A 19,018-nucleotide genomic window follows, 5' to 3' on the forward strand; every position below is an offset into this window, starting at 1 on the left:
CGTCTCGGACACGCGAGAACAAGCCGCGGGATGAGGGAAAACCGGGGATTCCTACAGATGCGCCCAATCCGGATCGAGTTCTTCGATGATATCGTGCAGCGGACGGCGCGCGCCGAAGCCCTCTTGATAACTGTGATAATGACCGATGCGCAATTCGGGAAATTTCCAGCAGAGATAGCCATCGCCGGTGTCGAAATCCGCCAACCACAGCCCTTTGACCACGAGTCCAAGCCGTTCCATCTTGCCCATCCAGCGCCGCACGATTGTCTCGTAGTCCTTTTCCACCTTCCGGGTCTGAGGATTGCTCGGCAACATCGCCTCGAGCGCGCGGCGCACCGGCTCGAGTTCACGGTAGGCCTCTTCGGTGATTTTCCATACCAGCGGAAACAGCTCCTCAGCCTCCGTCAGCGTGAACGCGCGCGGATTGTTACAGGCCGAAATCTGGTAAATCTGAGCTGCGCTAGTCATCGGTTGGCGTCCCCTGCCCCTTCTTAAGCAGTAACTGTGCCAATCGTACACCGAAAGCCATAACGGTCAATAAATACACCGCCACGCCGACGGTGACCCATATTGACAATCGATAGGCACGCTGCAGGGCGGGCGTAGTCAGCCAGGAATCCATATCGCCCGTGCCCCAGTAGAGAACCGCGCCCATGACGACGCTGGCGAGAACAATCCGCGCCAGAAACAATCTCCAGCCGGGCAGCGGCCGATACACGTTGTGCCGTCGCAACATGAAGAACAGCATCCCGGCATTGACGAATGCCGAGAGCGATATCGCCAGCGCCAGTCCCACGTGTTTGAGCGGCATAACCAGCGCCAAGCTCAACAAGATATTAACCACCAGCGCGATCACACCGACACGCATCGGCGTTTTGGTATCCTGGCGCGCATAGAAGCCCGGCGCGAGCACCTTGATCAATATGAAACCGAGCAGGCCAAACGAGAATGCCATCAGCGCGTTAGCGCTCATCCGTACGTCATTGGCGCCAAACGCGCCGAAGTGAAAAAACGTGGTCAGCAGCGGCGCCGAAAGAATTACCAGCGCCACGGAGGCCGGAACCGCGATCAGGAAAACCCAACGCAAGCCCCAGTCGAGCAGATGGGAAAATTCATCGTGCGAGTTACGTGCGTGCCGGCGCGCGAGGCTGGGCAGAATGACGGTCGCGAGCGCGATGCCGAACACGCCGAGCGGAAACTCCATCAGGCGGTCGGAATAATAGAGCCACGAGACACTGCCGGTCACCAGGAACGAGGCCAGCAACGTGTTGACCAGCATGTTGATCTGCGCGACGGAGACACCGAAGATCGCCGGCAGCATGAGCCTGAAGACGCGCATGACGCCATGATGGCGTTCGCGCACATGCAGCCGCGGGCGCGGCAACATTTTAATGCCGCGCAGGAACGGAATCTGGAACAGCAACTGCGTCACGCCGGCGATGAACACACCCCAGGCCAGCGCCAGCACCGGCTCGTCCATGTGCGGGGCGAGCCAGACGGCGGCGCCGATCATGCTCAGGTTGAGCAGTACCGGCGTGAAGGCGGCCGCGCCGAAACGGCCATAGGTGTTGAGAATGCCCGCCGCCATCGCCACCAGCGAGACGAAGAAAAGATAGGGAAAAGTGATGCGCAGCATCTGCACTGTCAGGCCATATTTGTGCGGCTCATCGAGAAAGCCCGGCGCGAGGACCATGACCAGGATGGGCGCGGCGAAGACACCCATCAGCGTAACGCCAAAAAGAATCGCGCCCAGTATGCCGGTCATGTGATCCACGAATGCGCGCGTTTCCGCCGCCGTGTACTTGGCCTTGTATTCGGCGAACACCGGCACGAAGCTCTGGGAAAACGCACCTTCGCCGAAGATACGACGCAGGAAATTGGGGATGCGGAAGGCGACGTAGAAAGCGTCGGCGGCCACCCCGGTGCCCGCGCCGATCAGGCTCGCGAACAGCATGTCGCGGATGAGCCCGCTGATCCGTGACAGCAGGGTCATGCCACCGGTCACCGCCGTGGATTTGAGCAGCTTGCGGCTCACGGATGATTTTCAGGGAGCGATGCCATAAAGGCCGGGATGATAGCAGGATGTTCGACGGCCGCCGAAGCCTGTGGGGTTCCACGGGAAAGCACCCGACAGGACCGGCGGGATTGACAAATCCGCCCGAAATCAGCATAGTTGCGCGCTTTTCAGGGCATTCCCAGGAGAACCGTTTTGGCCAATACAGCACAGGCAAAGAAACGCGCGCGTCAGGCGGAAAACCACCGCGCCCGCAACGTCGGCCAGCGCACCGAGCTGCGCAGCCGCATCAAGAAAGTCCGCAGCGCGATCGCGGCCAAAGACAAGCCGGCGGCACAGCTGGCGTTCCGTGAAGCTACTTCCGTCATCGATCGTATGGCCGGCAAGGGGCTAATCCACAAGAATACAGCGGCCCGCTACAAGAGTGGCCTCAACCAGGGTTTACGCTCGCTGGTGTAAATCATCCGTCTCGCACAAACAAAAAAGCCGGCGTAAGCCGGCTTTTTTGTTTGTGCGCTGCACTACAGCACGATCAGATTGTCCCGGTGAATCAGCTCCGGCTCATCCACATAGCCAAGGATAGATTCGATCTTGTCACTGGCGTGCCCAATGATGCGCGCCGCTTCTTCGGAACTGTAATTCACCAGCCCGCGCGCGATCTCATGGCCTTCCGGATCAAGGCAGGAAATAACTTCACCGCGCGTAAATGTACCTTCAATGGCCTTCACGCCGACGGGCAGCAGGCTTTTCCCGCTCTCGCGGATGACCCTGACCGCCCCGGCATCGAGCTTGAGACTGCCCGCAGCATGCGCATGACCGGCCAGCCACTGCTTGCGCGCCGCCACCCGTCCCTGCTGCGCTTTAAGATGCGTGCCGACGACTTCACCGGACAGTACGCGCACAATCACGTTCTCCTCGCGTCCCGAAGCGATCACCGTTGACGCGCCGGAGTGCGCGGCCTTTTCCGCGGCCAGCAACTTGGTGCGCATGCCGCCGCGCCCGAGCGCGCCCGAACCGCCGGCCATGGTCAACAGCTGCTTGTCGCCGGCAATGCCTTCTTCCACCAGCTTGGCGTCCGGATGCTGGCGTGGATCTAGATCATAGAGACCTCTTTGGTCGGTGAGAATGAGCAGCAGATCGGCCTCGACGAGGTTGGTCACGAGCGCGGCCAAAGTGTCGTTGTCGCCGAAACGGATTTCTTCCGTGGCCACGGTATCGTTTTCATTGACGACGGGGACGACACCCAGGCTGAGCAAGGTGCGCAAGGTGCTGCGGCTGTTGAGGTAGCGCTTGCGGTTCGCGAGGTCGTCGTGGGTGAGAAGCACCTGGGCCGTGTGCAGCCCATGACGCTGAAACGCGGATTCATAAACCTGCACCAGATTCATCTGGCCTACGGCTGCCATGGCCTGCAGTTCGTGCAGCGCATGCGGACGCTGACGGCGGCCGAGCCGCTGCATGCCGGCAGCCACGGCACCGGAAGTCACCAGCACCATCTCCACGCCGCGGGCGCGGAATTGCGCCAGTTGTCCGACCCAATTCTGGATGCCGTCGTTGTTCAGTCCCTGACCGTCACGTGTCAGCAGCGCGCTACCGATCTTGACCACGACACGGCGCGCGCTCTTCAGCGACGCACGTGGGCTATGGCTGGCGTTTCCGGACATGAGTGGTTTTTTCCGTTTTCTTTCTCAATTGCTCCAGCCGCCGCATCAGGTCCATGACCAGTTCACGGCAACCCTCGCGGTTGATCGCGGAGATTTTATACACTGGACCCTTCCATTTCAGCTTATTCAGCAGACGCTTGGTCTGTCTCTCTCGCTCCTCCTCGGGCAAAAGGTCCATTTTATTCAGCGCCAGCCAGCGCTCCCGCTTGGCCAACGCCGGACTGAATTTTTTCAGTTCCGATTCGATCGCCTTCACACCGGAAGCGGGATCGGCATCCGGCTCAAGCGGCGCCATGTCCACCAGATGCAATAGTATATTCGTGCGCGACAAGTGCCGCAGAAACTGATGACCCAGACCCGCACCCTCGGCCGCGCCCTCGATAAGGCCGGGAATGTCGGCCACCACGAAACTGCGGCTCTCTTCAATGCGCACCACGCCCAGATGCGGATGCAGCGTGGTAAACGGATAATCCGCCACCTTGGGACGCGCATCCGACACGGCGCGCAGAAAAGTCGACTTGCCGGCATTTGGCAAGCCGAGCAGACCGACATCCGCGAGCACCTGTAGCTCAAGGGCGAGTTCACGGCGCTCGCCGGGCTTGCCCGGTGTCATGCGCCGCGGACTGCGATTGGTGCTCGACTTGAAATGGGTATTGCCCAATCCGCCCTTGCCGCCGTGGGCCACGAGCAACGATTCGCCATCGCGGGTGATTTCCCCGATGAGCTCTTCCGCTTCCGCATCCGTCACCCGCGTGCCGAGAGGAACCGGTATAGAAAGATCCTTCCCGGATTTTCCGGTGCAGTTGCTCCCGCCACCCTTGGCACCGCTCTCGCCGCGGAAGACACGTGTGTGACGGAAATCCACGAGCGTATTGAGTCCTTCCCGTCCAACGAGATAAACGCTGCCGCCGTCACCGCCGTCACCGCCGTCCGGCCCGCCGCGGGGAATGAATTTCTCGCGCCGGAAGGATAGCGCACCGTTGCCGCCGTTGCCGGCCTCGACACGTATGGTGGCTTCATCAACGAATTTCATGTCACAAGATTACCGGTTATAAAAATAAAAAACCCCGCCGTGTTGCCAGGGCGGGGTTTTGCGACGCCTGCGTAGCGGGATCAGCCCGGAATGATGCTGACGGTCCTGCGGCTGCTCGGTCCCTTGATTTCGAATTTCACCTGGCCATTGACCTTGGCGAACAAGGTATCGTCTTTGCCGATGCCGACATTCACGCCAGGATGATATTCAGTGCCGCGTTGACGGATGAGAATATTGCCCGCCAGCACCTGCTCGCCGGCATAGCGCTTCACACCCAGCCGCTGTGCGTGGGAATCTCTGCCGTTGCGTGAACTGCCGCCTGCTTTTTTATGTGCCATGGAAAATCTCCCTGCTACTTGATACCGGTGATCTCGATTTCGGTGTAGTACTGGCGGTGGCCCTGGGTCTTGCGATAATGCTTGCGCCGGCGCATTTTGAATACCTTGATCTTGTCGTTGCGCCCGTGGCTTTTCACTGTGGCCGTTACCGTCGCGCCTGACAGTACCGGATTACCGACGCGCACGCCCTGATCGTCACTCACCATGAGGACCTGGCTGAAGTCGACAGTCTGACCTTCGGGAGTATCCAGCTTCTCTACCTGAATGACATCGCCCGGGGACACCCGGTACTGCTTGCCGCCGCTTTCAATCACCGCGTACATAAATTCGACTCCTGAATGCCCCGTGGGGCCGGAATAGGCGGATAAACCCGCTAAAAGGCCGGCAATTCTAACGATTGGCGGGCAACAGGTCAAACGGCTTGACGCGCGTATTTCGTCCCCCTAGCATGCGCCCGGACCACGACCACCCCTTATTTCCATGGATTATGAAGCCATCAAGGCACTGGCCCGCGACGATCTGCAGGCCGTAAACCGCGAAATCGAAGCGCGGCTGCAGTCTGACGTCATCCTGATCAACCAGATGGGCTCCTATATCGTGCATAGTGGCGGAAAACGCCTGCGGCCGGTACTGGTGCTGCTGGGCAGCCGCGCTCTGGGTTACGAGGGATCGGCCCACATCCAGCTAGCGGCCATCATTGAATTCATCCACACCGCCACCCTGTTGCACGACGACGTCGTCGACGCCTCGGAGATGCGCCGCGGCCATACCACTGCCAACAGCATCTGGGGCAACGAGGCAAGCGTGCTGGTTGGCGATTTTCTGTATTCACGCGCTTTTGAGATGATGGTCGAAGTGGGCAGCATGCGTGTAATGGAAATCCTCGCCCACACCACCAACACCATCGCCAAGGGCGAGGTCATGCAGTTGCTCAACTGCCACGACCCCGAAACCACCGAGGAGCGCTACATCGAGGTCATTCAAAACAAGACCGCCAAGCTTTTCCAGGCCGGTTCCCAGCTTTCCGCCATCATCAGCAATCAAAGCAATGAAATCGAAAAGGCCATGGCGGCTTATGGCATGCATCTTGGCACGGCGTTTCAGCTGATCGACGATGCGCTGGACTATGGGCGCGATAACCATGAATTGGGCAAAAACATCGGCGACGACCTGGCCGAAGGCAAACCGACCCTGCCGCTCATCTACTCCCTGCGCCAGGGCAACAACCGCCAGCGCGAGTTGATCCGAGCTGCTATTGAAGAAGGCGGTTTGGCCCAGATGGATGAGGTTATGGACGCCATTGAATCAACGGGTTCCATCACGTACACTGCGCGCCGGGCTGAAGATGAGGCTTCCCGAGCCTCCGCCGCCTTGGCTGCCATACCGGATTCGCCTTACAAGCAAGCGCTTCTCGATCTGGCCCATTTTTCCGCCCATCGCAATAGATAGTTTTCAGGTATCAACGGGGTGTAGCGCAGCCTGGTAGCGCACTTGCTTCGGGAGCAAGGGGCCGGAGGTTCAAATCCTCTCACCCCGACCAATCTGCCGTATCACGACGACATGAAGTTAATTTAGATTAATCCCTGCCTGTACGATACCTTACTTTATGGGTCAGCTGTTACGCCTCATCATTATCTTGTTCGGACTGTGGCTAGTCCTGAAAATCATCAAGCGGGCTCTGTCTACCCACGAAAAGCATCCCTCTCGAAAGCCTTCCATAGCCAGCATGATTGCCTGCGCCCACTGCGGTGTGCACCTGCCGGAATCGGAAGCCATCCAGAAAGACGGCAAGTACTATTGTTGTGAAGAGCATCTAAAAGTCTCGAAGAATCGCTAGAATTAGCGCGTCTCGGATCTTGCTGTAGGCAAAATCACCCCCGCTCTTGCCTTAGAGTCGGCCCTCCCTGCGACTATATTAAGGATTAAGGATCGTGTCTTCCCTTTCCCCTGCACAAAAACCAGCCATGCGGGGAAAAATAATATACTGACAAATTTTGCCGCCCTTCCAAATCTGTGCTATTTCAATAAGGTATGACAGCTATGGAAAGCGCGCTCCCCACGCCTGGACTGAGTAAAGCAGAGGGCCAGGCGACGGTTGAAGCCCAAAACTGGAAGCTTCTTAAATACTTCAATTTCTACCGCCTGGCAATTGCTATCGCCGCGTCGGCGATAGCCGTTTTCATTGGGAAATACTCGCCTTTTGGCGAGGTGCACCCGGGTCTGTTCCTCAGTTCGAGCGTGGTGTACGCCATTATCAGCCTGACGGCGGTTTTTGCCATCCATTGGCGCAAACCGGACTACGAGAGCCAAGCCACACTGCTTTCGTTTTCCGATATCACGCTGCTGACCATCGTCATGCACGCGAGCGGTGGCCTGGCCAGTGGCCTGGGGTTGATGCTGGTGGTGGCTATTGCCGGCACCAGCCTGATGCTCGGCAAGCGTCTAACCATTTTCTACGCGTCGCTCGCCACCATCGCCGTGCTGCTGGAACATTCCTGGAGTTGGTTAACGGGCGCCAGCGGGGCCGAAAACGAAATGATGCAGGGTTTCCCGCAGGTTGGGTTGTTCGGGATCGGCCTTTATGCCACGGCATTTTTCGGTTACCTGCTTGCAACGCGCTTGCGCGCCACCGAGGAACTCGCCCAGCGCCGCGGCGTGGATGTCGCCAACCTTACTCAACTCAACGAACTTGTCATTCAGCGCATGCAATCCGGTGTTGTTATCTGCGACCCGCAAGGGAGCATACGCCTGATCAACCAGTCAGCGTTGAAATACCTCGGCATCCATAACGAGGCCGATAAAAAATCCTCGCTTAACGAGATTTCTCCAGATCTGGCCATCCAGTTGTTTCAGTGGCTGGGAAACAATGCCGTAAACCGCGGTCGCAAGGTATTTACCTCGCCTGTCGGTTATACCCTGCTGCCGCGCTTTGTTTCCCTGGGCGACAAAAATGCAGTCAAGCTGATCTTCCTCGAAGACATGGCGATTCTGAAACAGCAAGCGCAACAATTGAAAATGGCAGCACTTGCGCGGCTTACCGCGAGCATCGCCCACGAAATCCGCAACCCCCTGGGTGCGCTCACTAACGCCGCCCAGTTACTCGGGGAGACAATGGATACCGATAACGCCGAGGAAAAGCGGCTAGTCAAAATCATTGAAGAACAAAGCAAACGCATGAATGTGATCGTGCAGAACGTCACGCAGCTCAGCCGGCGCGACCGTATCAATCCCGTCCAGCTCGAACTTGATTCTTGGCTGGAGGACTTCCTGCGCCAATACTCCGAAACCGTGTCCGTCCCGCGTGATGCATTTGTCGCTGATGACATCCATGATATTAAAGTATGCGTGGACCCGGATCAGCTTTACCAAGTCATCTCCAATCTGTGTCAGAACGCGTTGCGCCACAGTCCGCCCTTCACCGGCACACCGCTGATCAAATTCCAAGGCGGCCGGGACGGCGAAGATAGGCCGCTCGTGGACGTGATCGATTGGGGGGCGGGGGTCAATCCGGACATTGCGGACAATATTTTCGATCCCTTCTTCACTACCACTCCCAAGGGAACCGGGCTCGGGCTGTACATCGCGCGGGAATTGTGTGAAGGCAATGGTGCATCGCTAAACTACTATCCAGGTGAGGGCGGGGTGGGCAGCCGTTTTCGGGTAACTTTTGTGCGCGCGGAAGACTGCGCTGAACTAGGGACGCTATGAACAAGTCGAAAAGCCAGATTTTGATTGTCGACGACGAACCGGACATTCGTGAAGTGCTCGAACTTACTCTGGGGCGCATGAATCTCGAGACCCGTTCCGCCCCCAACCTGGAGGAAGCGCGTCACCTGTTGACGGAATTCGAGTTCAACCTGTGCTTGACCGATATGCGCCTCCCGGACGGTAACGGCATCGAACTCGTGCGTCATATTCAGGAAAAATATCCCTACCTGCCGGTGGCGGTCATCACCGCGTTTGGTAACATGGAAACGGCGGTCGCAGCACTCAAGGCCGGTGCCTTTGATTTCGTCTCCAAACCTCTCGATCTCAACGATCTGCGTAACATCGTGCGTGCCGCCCTGCGTGTGGGCCAGACGCCGGCCGTAAAAGCGACTGTCAGCAACACCGAATCCTCCAGCAATGGAGCCAGAAAGATGCTGGGCGAATCGGCAGTCATCGAGAAAGTGCGGGTCATGATCGAGCGCCTCGCCCGCGGCCAGGCACCGGTTTATATCGCCGGCGAGTCCGGCACCGGCAAGGAACTGGCCGCTCGGCTGATCCACGAACTCGGCCCACGTGCGGAAAAACCTTTCGTGCCGGTCAACTGCGGTGCCATTCCCGAGAGCCTCATGGAAAGCGAATTTTTCGGTCACCGGAAAGGCAGCTTTACCGGCGCGGTCACGGACAAGGATGGCTTGTTCAAGGCCGCCGACGGCGGCACGCTGTTTCTCGACGAAGTGGGCGATCTGCCGCTTTCCATGCAGGTCAAGCTGCTGCGTGCGATCCAGGAAAAATCCATCCGTCCGGTCGGATCGCAGAGCGAGATCAAGGTGGATGTGCGCATTCTTTCCGCCACCCACAAAGGCTTGCAGGATCTGGTGGCGCAGGGGAAATTTCGCCAGGACCTGTATTACCGGCTGAACGTGATAGAACTGCATATTCCGCCGTTGCGCGAACGCACTGAGGACATTCCCCTGCTCGCGGAAGCGCTGTGCCGCAAACTTGCCGACAATCTGGCCATGAAGCCGCCAAGCCTGACCGCGGATGCCAGTGAAGCGTTGCAGCGATATTCGTTCGCGGGCAACGTGCGCGAACTTGAAAACATTCTGGAACGGGCGCTGACCCTGTGTAATGGCACAGAGATATCGGCGCAGGATTTGCAGCTACAGGCCGATGCCCCCGACATGGACAACGAAGACACGGTCATGGGCGGCAAGGAATCGCTGGACGATTATCTCGAACGCGTGGAAAGGGCTACCATTGAGAAGGCACTGACCCAGACCCACCAGAACAAAACAGCGGCCGCCAAGCTCTTGGGCATCAGCTTTCGCGCCCTGCGTTACAAGCTGGAGAAGCTGGGAATTGAATAATTTAATGACAGGCTTGGGCAGCTTTGCCCAAAAATGGCAGCACCGCTATAAAAATTGGCTCTGGAAAACTATAATTAAAGGTGGTAATTTTAAAAAAATATATTATATTTCAATGGGTCACGTTAGCCGCCCCACCGGTAACCGACGGGTGGGGATTGGCATAGAACATGCACCATTAATGCCCAGACGTATGTAAATCTGGCCGCGCCCCTGCTGAATTGACTTCGGGAGGGGCTCTGCTAAGTAGGTAAGTGAGGATGTCGCGGAAAGCATCGGCCTGACTGGAAGTCAGGACCCCTTGCTAGCAAACGGTCCCCGTTTAAGGAGAAACAGGGCCGGTTATTTCCGAGGCACCCTCGTAACAGCAATATCCAATTGGAGGTTTTATGAAAAAGCTGCAACAGGGTTTTACACTTATCGAATTGATGATCGTGGTAGCGATCATCGGCATTCTGGCTGCCATCGCGGTGCCAGCGTATCAGGACTATACGATCCGGTCGCGCGTGTCGGAAGCCGCAAGCTTGGCGGGCGCTGCGCGAACCGCCGTTGACGTCTTGCATGCGGAAGGTGTTCCGCTCGCTTCGCTCCCGACAACCGGCAACGCAAGCTACGGCCTAACGCAGGGCACTAGCTATAACGCCAAGTACGTGTCATACGTGTCCGTATTAGGCGCCGGCGTCGTGCAGGTGGGCTTGAGAAGCGGTGGCAATCTGGGTATGGGTACCGCGGCAGGTACGATGTTGCAGTATACACCGAGCGATCACGGTGGAAACCTGATGTGGGTTGTCTCAAACTCCAGTACGACACCAACCAAGTACCGGCCGAAGACCTAATCATAATCAATAGGTTTTCTTTCCATCAAGGGCGACTTCGGTCGCCCTTGGTTTTGGTGCCGTAAAAAGTGCTCAAGTCGCCGGCATTTCCAAATAACTATATTTATAGCCAAGGTTCACGTAACGGCACAAACTTTCCCATAACATAAGGCGATCGCAAAGCTTGATAAGGAATCTGGACCGCATCGCCCCGCCAACTGGCCTATGCTATCTCCACGGCGCATTCAGGGAACTTTCATGATCCGGCTGAATAACAAACGGCTTCTCGTTCCTCTCCTGGCGTTGGTTGTCGCACTCAGTGCGCTGATTTTTATGCCGGGCGTCTCCGGGCCTTATGTTTTCGACGACTATTCGAACCTGCTCGTCAACTCTTATCTGCGTATCCGTTCTATCGATATCGATTCACTCCGGCTCGCTTCTTACTCCCTGGCATCCGGACCGCTGCATCGTCCGATCGCGATGGCGAGCTTTGCGATCAATTACTATTTTGCCGGTTCATTCTCTCCCTCTGTCCCCTATAAACTCACTAACATCATCTTGCATGCCGTCAACGGGATGCTGATCTTTTGGTTCATGCGTCTCGTACTGGCCCGAATCGCGCAGGTTTATTACCGCAGCCCGCACGTTGCAGGCGCAGTAGATACGCCTCATGCGCCTACACTGCTGGCCGGGGCGATTGCCTTGCTTTGGGTGATACATCCGATTCAGCTAACCAGCGTGCTCTATGTCGTTCAGCGGATGACCGAACTCGCCACCCTGTTCACCCTGCTCGGATTGATCTGTTACCTGAGCGGGCGCAAGGCGATGCTCGCCGGAAAGAAAATCGGAGTCTGGCTCGCCGTAGCGGGGCCACTCGGCTTCGGCTGCCTTGGAATTTACAGCAAGGAAACAGCGTTATTGCTGCCTGTATTTATCCTGATCCTCGAATATATCCTGTTCGTGGATGAACTCCCGTGGCGCCACTGGCAGAATCTCAGTCTCTCCGTGAGGCGCCTGGTTCTAGGGGGCGCCGCCGTTATGCTGGCAACACTCGGTGCATACGTAATCCACATAGTGCTGCCGCTGTATCAAATTCGCAATTTCACCCTGATCGAAAGACTGATGACGGAAGGGCGGGTACTGCTCATCTATATCGCGCAAATCCTGGTTCCCCGGATAGATCAGTTCGCCCTGTTCCACGACGACATTTCCATTTCGAGATCGTTGATCACCCCATGGACCACCGCGCCGGCGCTTTTATTGGTCGCCGGATCACCAGTTGCGGCAGTACTGTGGAGGAAAAAATATCCGCTTATTAGCCTGGGCATCCTGTGGTTCTTCGGTGGGCACATGTTGGAGTCCACGATATATCCACTCGAAATCATGCATGAGCATCGGAATTATCTTCCGTCCCTTGGCGTTCTTATGGTCGTCGCAGGCGCCGTTCACCTGCTTACTCAGCGTACGACGCAACGCAATTGGTGGTGGATTCTGCCCGGCCTGGCCCTTGTTTCCGGCGGAACGACATTCCTACGCGCACAACAGTGGTCAAGCTCGGAAAGTCTCTATTTCTTCGAAGCCAGTCATCATCCGCGCTCGGCCGGCGCGCAGATGGGGCTCGCTATGCTTCTCATGGAGAAAGGGGGGTACGATCACGGTATGCAGGTCTACCGTCGCGCCGCGGAACTCAATCCTGACGAACCAGGGATACTGATCAACCTTCAAATGAGCGCTGCCCGCCACGACCGGCCACTTAATCCTGCCGACCACGAAGAAGTGTTGCGTCGCCTCCGTTCAAAGCCCCTCACGGCGACTACCGGATGGGCAATTAACAATATTGCCGACTGCATCTTCGACGCCTGCAAAACGCTCCAACCCTTGATGGAAGAATGGCTGAAAGCCCTGATAGAGAGACAGAGCATACGCTCCGTGGACCGTTCGTACTATTATCACCTGCTCGGGCGAACACTCATTGGGCAAGGTAGGATCAACGATGCCGTCGATGCATACCGAAAATCATACGAGCTCGATCCATATTACATCAGCCCGCTAGTCGAGTTAGCGGATATGTATATTCAGCTCGGACGGATGGATTATGCCAAAATCATCATCTCTGAAATTCAACGAGCCAATCAGCGTGTTCCCCATCCCAAGACGCGGGAAGTTGAAAAACTTGAATCATTGATTCGCGAACGTACGCTACCGTTGCGACAGGACAATTGAGAACCGTGATTGGCTGGCATCGAATACGAGTGCTAATAGCTACTCTTGGTGTATGCGGCATAATCGCCATGGCAGTGACGCTCGCCTACTCTCCGGGACTCCATGGCCCCTTTGTCTTCGACGACATTCCCAATATCGTACGCAATTCCGCGATTCAGCTTTCCACGCTCCACCCGTCATCGCTATACGATGCGGTGGCAAACAGTCCAGGCAACGGACTTGGCCGGCCGCTGGCAGTACTCAGTTTTGCTATTAACTACTTCATCGCCGGAGATCTATCGAATACTTTCGCCTTCAAACTTACAAACCTGGCGATACACCTAACCAATGCAGCGTTGGTGTACTGGTTCGTTCTGCTCCTGCTGAGACAGACGGTGAAAATAAATCCGACGTTAATCAGCACACGCTGGCTGCCGACACTCGTCGCAGCTCTGTGGGCGCTCCACCCGTTAAACCTGACCTCTGTGCTTTACGTGGTACAGCGGATGACCTCCCTGTCTGCGCTGTTCGTGCTCCTGGGGATGATTTTGTTCCTCCATGGACGCCAGCGTGTACATGAACAGAAACAATACGGGATGGCGCTGATCGTGGGTGGGTGGTTGACGGGGCTGATTCTTGGTACGGGGGCAAAAGAAACTGCCGTATTGATACTCCTGTACATTCCGCTAACAGAGTACATCTTCTTTTCCCGTACGGATTTCCGCACTGCCGCTGGGATGCCCCTGCGTGCCTTCTATGGACTAGCAATCATCCTGCCATTGCTGGCGATACTGGCTTGGGTGCTTACGCATCCCGAGCTTGTCCAGGAATCTTACAAGATACGGAACTTCGATATGACGGCGCGGCTGCTGACCGAGCCGCGGGTATTGTGGTATTACCTATACCTATTATTTATTCCTAACATCACCGAGTTCAGTCTTTTTCATGATGATATTCCGATCAGTACCGGCCTGTTCACACCGTGGACCACGTTACCGGCCATCTTGACGCTGCTAGCCCTGACCGCGGCAGCCTTCGTGGGGAGAAAGAAATATCCGATATTCAGCTTCGCGGTGCTGTGGTTCCTCGTTGGGCACAGCCTGGAGTCGAGTTTTTTGCCGCTCGAGATAGCGCACGAACATCGCAATTATCTTCCTGCCATTGGGCCGTTAATGGCCGCTGTTTATGCGCTGGGCGCCGCTTTTTCTGGCCGGAATCGGATATTTCTAACAGTGTGCGCGACACTAACGATCGCTCTGGCAAGCGTCACGTTTCTTCGTGCTCAGACGTGGGCCGGCGAAGAACAACTAATCGTAACCATAGCCCAAAATCATCCTCGCTCGGCCAGCGCACAGGCAATGCTTGCAGAACTGTGCGCCGTACGCAAAGGGGATTTGATCCAGGCTCAACGATACTACGAGGCCGCGGCCGCGCTTGATCCCAACGAAATCAGCTATTCCATCAGAATGCTGATTAATGAAGTGAAAATATCATCTCTCGATACGAATGCTAGCGGAAAAATGTCAAGCCTCGTCGAACCAGGTCAATTACACGCCATACTTTCGACTCAGCGTCGTAACCAGATTAAGGACCATTTGTCCCGCAAAGCGCCAACGGCAACGACAATGCTTACCCTCGACGACCTGGCTTCACGCTTCACACAAGCACCGCTCCTATATCATGATCTATATCCCTACGCCGCCGAGTGGTACCAGGCGATACTGAATAATCCCAACGTCTCACGTGATATACATGCGGCAACCGTGATCCATCTTTTCGAAATCAGCACAGCCGTGGGCGATCATGCAACCGCACTGAATACCGTAGTGACCGCAAGATTACATGACCCTGCTGAGCCCAGCTATGCTTTGATGGAAGCCGATGCCAGAATCGCGCTGCGCCAGTTCGAGAGAGCTGAAGAAATACTTCTACCCATCAAACGGAACCCAAATAGCTCCTCAGCGGATACCATGAATGACGTCGATATCCTTCTCACAAAAATCCGAGCCAGGCGCGGAAATCGCATAAAGCCTTAACCAAGTCAGGACTGCTGTTGTCGCGAGAAACCGCCTAAATGTCGATCAACTTACCTAGAGCTGAAAACCACGCGATAAGACGCGGCCTCATTACCGTCTTTTATCTTGCGGCAATTCTGCTCGTTGTCTACTTGGCCTATCTGCCCGGGCTGCAAGGCCCTTTCGTTCTCGACGATGCCGAGAATATCTCTCGTGACCCCTCCATCGCGATAAGGGAACTCAACTGGGAAGGAATACGACAGGCGTTGGGCGCCGATGAACGGGCACCTCTCAAGCGTCCGCTGGCTGCATTGACCTTCGCCTTGAACTATTACTGGGCGGGAGGATTCGACGCAACCTGGTATTTCAAGGTCATCAATCTCGCCATCCACGCCATCAACAGCGTGCTGGTATACGGCGTTGCATACCTTCTGTTGTTGTCGCCACGACCGCGTGAAACACTGACGCAACCTCAAAGACAGGCTGTGGCACTCCTCGGGACGGCATTATGGGCCATCCACCCGATCCAGCTGACAAACGTATTGTACGTAGTACAGCGAATGAACAGCCTCGCAACATTGTTCATACTCTTGGGGTTGATACTGTTCATGCTGGGACGACAGCGATTATCTGCTTCGCCGGTGAAGGCGCTTTGGTTAATGTCCATCGGGGCCATTGGGGGTATGACGCTGGGCATTGCTGCAAAGGAAAATGCAGCATTAATTCCTCTTTATCTTCTTGTCATTGAGTACACACTTTTTTCGAGGAATGGCCTGGACAAACGGACACGACATCATCTTTATGCGTTTTACGCATTCAGTATTGCAATACCGGCGGCGGTCTTCGTCACCTACATTGCCACCCATCCCAAATTCATTGCGGACGCATTTTCAACAAGACAATTCACAGCATACGAACGGCTACTGACGGAAACACGCGTTTTATGGTATTACGTCAGTCTTCTGCTTGTTCCGAGCACGAACCGGCTCAGTCTGTTCCACGACGACATCTTGCAAAGCCATGGTCTTTTCGATCCGTTCTCGACATTTTTTGCCGTATGCGGGATTGCGGCTACGCTGGTGTTCTCGTTACTTTATGCGAAACGGATTCCTCTCGTCGCATTCGCTATATTGTGGTTTCTGGTCGGACACAGCATGGAATCCACGGTTATTGATCTCGAACTCGTCTACGAACATCGCAATTATCTGCCAAGCCTAGGCCCACTCCTCGCTTTCGCGTACGGGCTGATTGTGCTCACAAAGATCGGATCTTCGAGCAAAATACTGTGGTACGGAAGCGCAATAATATTGGTAGTAATTCTTGGAATCAGCACGTGGGTCCGCGCCGATTCCTGGAAAAACATCCATACATTCGCCGTCACCGAAGCACAACATCATCCCATGTCAGAGCGCGCCAACGACTTCGCCGCACGTGTTAGTCTTGTAGAAAACCACGATATCGGCGAAGCTCTGAAATATACACTGCAAGGTCTGAAAGCGGCGCCGAGGGAGGTCGGATTTTGGATCGACCTGAAAGTCTTATTAGCGTTGCTTCCGTCTCAGTATAATTATATTTCCGTCGCTAACTTATCCATACCTCCTGAACTTACCGCTCACGAGACAATTCCGCGGCTGCTTCGCGAAATGCCCGTATCCGTCCATGGCGTTGTTTCGCTTGAAAACCTGCGGCGGTGCGTGGTAATGCCTCCACATCCGTGCATATCAATACGCGAAATGGCTGCACAGTGGATTATTTTGGCTGCGGATGAATCACAAACTTCGCACGACTACCGCGGGATACTCGCTGCAAACGCCGCGCAAATTCTCGCCTACACTGGTGACAATATGCGGGCGTACGAATACATGAATCGCGCCTCGGCAGCACTTCCGGATTTAATGTCGTATAAGCTTGCAAAAGCGGAATATCTGCTGAAACTGGGATGCCCTGACCAAGCCAGGCCTGTGATCGAGCAGCTTGAGCAGATGAAACAGAGAAAGAATACGAACAATTTGACAAATCAGACTTCACTGACCCGGCTGAAGGAAGTCTACAGCGCCTTGTTGAAGCAAGGCTCCGATACGACAGACTCGAGGCATTTATGCTATAAATTAGATAAATAAACTTGGTCTAGAAAATTATGTCGCAAGACGTATCGATTATTATCCCTGCAAAAAACGAGTTCGCCAGTTTGTGTCTCCTTCTGCCTGCATTGCGGAAAAACCACCCCGGCGCAGAAATCATTGTGGTAAGTGACGGTTCGACGGACGATACCGAAAAAGTCTGTGTCACACATAATGTCGTGTTGCTGAAACATCCATACAGTATGGGCAACGGCGCGGCAGTAAAATCTGGCGCGCGCGCCGCCCATGGAAAAATTCTGGTCTTCATGGATGCCGATGGGCAACACAACCCCGAAGACATACCCAGATTGCTGTCTAAATTGCAAGAAGGTTATGACATGGTTGTAGGGGCGCGCCATAGTAATTCACAGGCGAGTCTGGGCAGGTCATATGCCAATAAGATATACAATTGGTTGGCGAGTTGGATGGTTGGGCAAAAGATTGATGATTTGACCTCGGGATTCAGGGCTGTGCATGCTGATAAGTTTCGTCAGTTTCTTTATCTGCTGCCGAACGGATTTTCCTATCCCACAACCATTACCATGAGTTTCTTCCGTGCTGGTTTTACTGTCACTTACGTTCCGATCTTCGCCGGCCGGCGTGAAGGAAAAAGCCATGTTCGCATCGTGCACGACGGTGTGCGTTTTCTGCTCATTATATTCAAGGTCGGCACCCTGTACGCACCGCTGAAGTTCTTTTTCCCGATCAGCCTTGGGTTCTTTTTTACCGGCCTGTTTTATTATCTCTACACATTCATCAGTTACCGGCATTTCACCAATATGAGTGCGTTGCTGTTTATCACCTCCGTACTGGTATTCCTTATCGGGCTGGTTTCCGAACAGATTACCGTCCTGAATTATAAGGACAGCGAAAAATAAAAAGATGTCCGGGGAAAATAAGGGGTCCATATTCGACTTTCTAGTGACGCCCGCGCCGCGTTACCTGATGCGGCTCGCACTGATCGAACAACTGGTAATGCGACTGCCGACCGGCGTTCGGTCTTTTCTTGAAATTGGTCCTGGCATGGGCGATACGAGTTTATATCTCAGCCAGTGTTTTCCCGAAGCCGACGGGACGTTGCTCGATTTCTCTGACGATTGTATGGATATACTTCGTCAACGCACCGCCAATAAATCGCGTCTGCGGTTGATGACGGGTGATTTCATGGGCATGACGCGAGAAAAACATTACGATCTGATCGTCGCGTGCGAAGTGCTCGAACATATTCGAGACGACAAGGCGGCACTCGGCATCATCTCCGAGCTGTTGTCTCCCGGCGGCTACTTCATCTTTTCCGCGCCGGCCTTTATGCGAAAGTGGCAACACGTCGATGAGTATGCCGGACACTATCGGCGTTACGAGCGCGCCGAACTCATCGAAAAGTTCACGGCCAGCGGTCTTCACATCGACACGTTGTGGTGCTTCGGCTTCCCGATCACACAGCTACTTTACCCTCTGCGGGAACTCTATTACGGCATGTCGCGCCGAAGGCAACATCTATCGAAAGAAGATGCTACCAAGCGTAGCGGCATCGAACGACCGCTTATCGGCAGAACCCGCGCAATATTGTTGGCACACCTGCTCCGACCTTTTTATTTCTTGCAAAACTGCGTGAAGCATACGGATTTAGGCGACGGCTTTCTTGTTTTGGCGCAAAAGGGACGCCCGGCATGAGCTCGCGGCAAGACGCACAGTCAATTCAGCGGGAGCCTGCTAACATCACAATTCTGGGAGTACACGTCAAGTCC

General features: G+C 55.3%; 17 protein-coding genes and 1 tRNA gene. 12 read left to right on the top strand and 6 right to left on the bottom strand.

Annotated features, from left to right (window positions below; translation table 11 throughout):
* Positions 1-51: 51 nt before the first annotated feature.
* Both WB402_RS02975 and murJ read right to left on the bottom strand, forming a co-directional pair.
* Positions 52-468 carry a DUF2203 family protein gene (locus tag WB402_RS02975; RefSeq protein WP_372521532.1) on the bottom strand — a complete coding sequence of 139 codons (417 nt, stop codon included), beginning with the start codon at positions 466-468 and terminating at the stop codon, positions 52-54.
* The gene (murJ, locus tag WB402_RS02980) at positions 461-2,035 is read right to left on the bottom strand and encodes a murein biosynthesis integral membrane protein MurJ (RefSeq protein ID WP_424205429.1); all 1,575 of its coding nucleotides are present in this window, start codon (positions 2,033-2,035) and stop codon (positions 461-463) included. Before murJ ends, WB402_RS02975 begins: the two co-directional genes overlap by 8 nt.
* Before the next feature lie 174 nt (positions 2,036-2,209).
* Between murJ and rpsT the strand changes: the two genes are divergently transcribed.
* Positions 2,210-2,473: a 30S ribosomal protein S20 gene (gene rpsT / locus WB402_RS02985; RefSeq protein WP_424205430.1), complete on the top strand. Its 264-nt coding sequence runs from the start codon at positions 2,210-2,212 to the stop codon at positions 2,471-2,473.
* 62 nt (positions 2,474-2,535) lie between these two features.
* On the opposite strand, the gene proB is transcribed toward rpsT, so the two are convergent.
* From proB to rplU, 4 genes are all read right to left on the bottom strand, one after another.
* The gene (gene proB / locus WB402_RS02990; RefSeq protein WP_424205431.1) at positions 2,536-3,675 is read right to left on the bottom strand and encodes a glutamate 5-kinase; all 1,140 of its coding nucleotides are present in this window, start codon (positions 3,673-3,675) and stop codon (positions 2,536-2,538) included.
* Complete coding sequence (gene cgtA / locus WB402_RS02995; protein WP_424205432.1) at positions 3,653-4,708, bottom strand: Obg family GTPase CgtA; 1,056 nt, start codon at positions 4,706-4,708, stop codon at positions 3,653-3,655. Before cgtA ends, proB begins: the two co-directional genes overlap by 23 nt.
* Before the next feature lie 80 nt (positions 4,709-4,788).
* Positions 4,789-5,046 (bottom strand): 50S ribosomal protein L27, encoded by a 258-nt coding sequence (gene rpmA, locus WB402_RS03000; RefSeq protein ID WP_424205433.1) that lies wholly within the window; start codon positions 5,044-5,046, stop codon positions 4,789-4,791.
* 14 nt (positions 5,047-5,060) lie between these two features.
* Positions 5,061-5,369, bottom strand: coding sequence for a 50S ribosomal protein L21 (gene rplU, locus WB402_RS03005; protein ID WP_424205434.1), 309 nt, complete (start codon positions 5,367-5,369; stop codon positions 5,061-5,063).
* Between the two features lie 157 nt (positions 5,370-5,526).
* On the opposite strand from rplU, the gene ispB reads away from it, so the two are divergent.
* The 11 genes from ispB to WB402_RS03060 all read left to right on the top strand — a co-directional run bounded on the left by ispB (position 5,527) and on the right by WB402_RS03060 (position 18,944).
* Positions 5,527-6,495, top strand: coding sequence for an octaprenyl diphosphate synthase (gene ispB / locus WB402_RS03010; protein ID WP_424205435.1), 969 nt, complete (start codon positions 5,527-5,529; stop codon positions 6,493-6,495).
* Positions 6,496-6,509: 14 nt separating this feature from the next.
* Positions 6,510-6,586, top strand: a tRNA-Pro gene (locus WB402_RS03015).
* Between the two features lie 66 nt (positions 6,587-6,652).
* Complete coding sequence (locus tag WB402_RS03020) at positions 6,653-6,883, top strand: PP0621 family protein (protein WP_424205436.1); 231 nt, start codon at positions 6,653-6,655, stop codon at positions 6,881-6,883.
* Positions 6,884-7,086: 203 nt separating this feature from the next.
* Positions 7,087-8,754 carry a sensor histidine kinase gene (locus WB402_RS03025; RefSeq protein ID WP_424205437.1) on the top strand — a complete coding sequence of 556 codons (1,668 nt, stop codon included), beginning with the start codon at positions 7,087-7,089 and terminating at the stop codon, positions 8,752-8,754.
* Positions 8,751-10,121, top strand: coding sequence for a sigma-54-dependent transcriptional regulator (locus tag WB402_RS03030; RefSeq protein WP_424205438.1), 1,371 nt, complete (start codon positions 8,751-8,753; stop codon positions 10,119-10,121). Before WB402_RS03025 ends, WB402_RS03030 begins: the two co-directional genes overlap by 4 nt.
* Positions 10,122-10,507: 386 nt before the next feature.
* Positions 10,508-10,954 carry a pilin gene (locus WB402_RS03035; protein ID WP_424205439.1) on the top strand — a complete coding sequence of 149 codons (447 nt, stop codon included), beginning with the start codon at positions 10,508-10,510 and terminating at the stop codon, positions 10,952-10,954.
* Positions 10,955-11,191: 237 nt separating this feature from the next.
* On the top strand, positions 11,192-13,156 hold the full coding sequence (locus WB402_RS03040) for a tetratricopeptide repeat protein (protein ID WP_424205440.1): 1,965 nt from the start codon (positions 11,192-11,194) through the stop codon (positions 13,154-13,156).
* A 68-nt stretch (positions 13,157-13,224) separates the two neighbouring features.
* Positions 13,225-15,171 (top strand): hypothetical protein, encoded by a 1,947-nt coding sequence (locus tag WB402_RS03045; RefSeq protein ID WP_424205441.1) that lies wholly within the window; start codon positions 13,225-13,227, stop codon positions 15,169-15,171.
* A 38-nt stretch (positions 15,172-15,209) separates the two neighbouring features.
* Positions 15,210-17,270 carry a hypothetical protein gene (locus WB402_RS03050; RefSeq protein ID WP_424205442.1) on the top strand — a complete coding sequence of 687 codons (2,061 nt, stop codon included), beginning with the start codon at positions 15,210-15,212 and terminating at the stop codon, positions 17,268-17,270.
* A gap of 17 nt (positions 17,271-17,287) precedes the next feature.
* Positions 17,288-18,148 carry a glycosyltransferase family 2 protein gene (locus WB402_RS03055; protein WP_424205443.1) on the top strand — a complete coding sequence of 287 codons (861 nt, stop codon included), beginning with the start codon at positions 17,288-17,290 and terminating at the stop codon, positions 18,146-18,148.
* Between the two features lie 67 nt (positions 18,149-18,215).
* Positions 18,216-18,944, top strand: coding sequence for a class I SAM-dependent methyltransferase (locus WB402_RS03060; protein ID WP_424205444.1), 729 nt, complete (start codon positions 18,216-18,218; stop codon positions 18,942-18,944).
* Positions 18,945-19,018 lie beyond the last annotated feature (74 nt).

Origin of the sequence: Sulfuricaulis sp. (assembly GCF_049587675.1) — a bacterium.
Taxonomy (GTDB): Bacteria; Pseudomonadota; Gammaproteobacteria; order Acidiferrobacterales; family Sulfurifustaceae; genus Sulfuricaulis.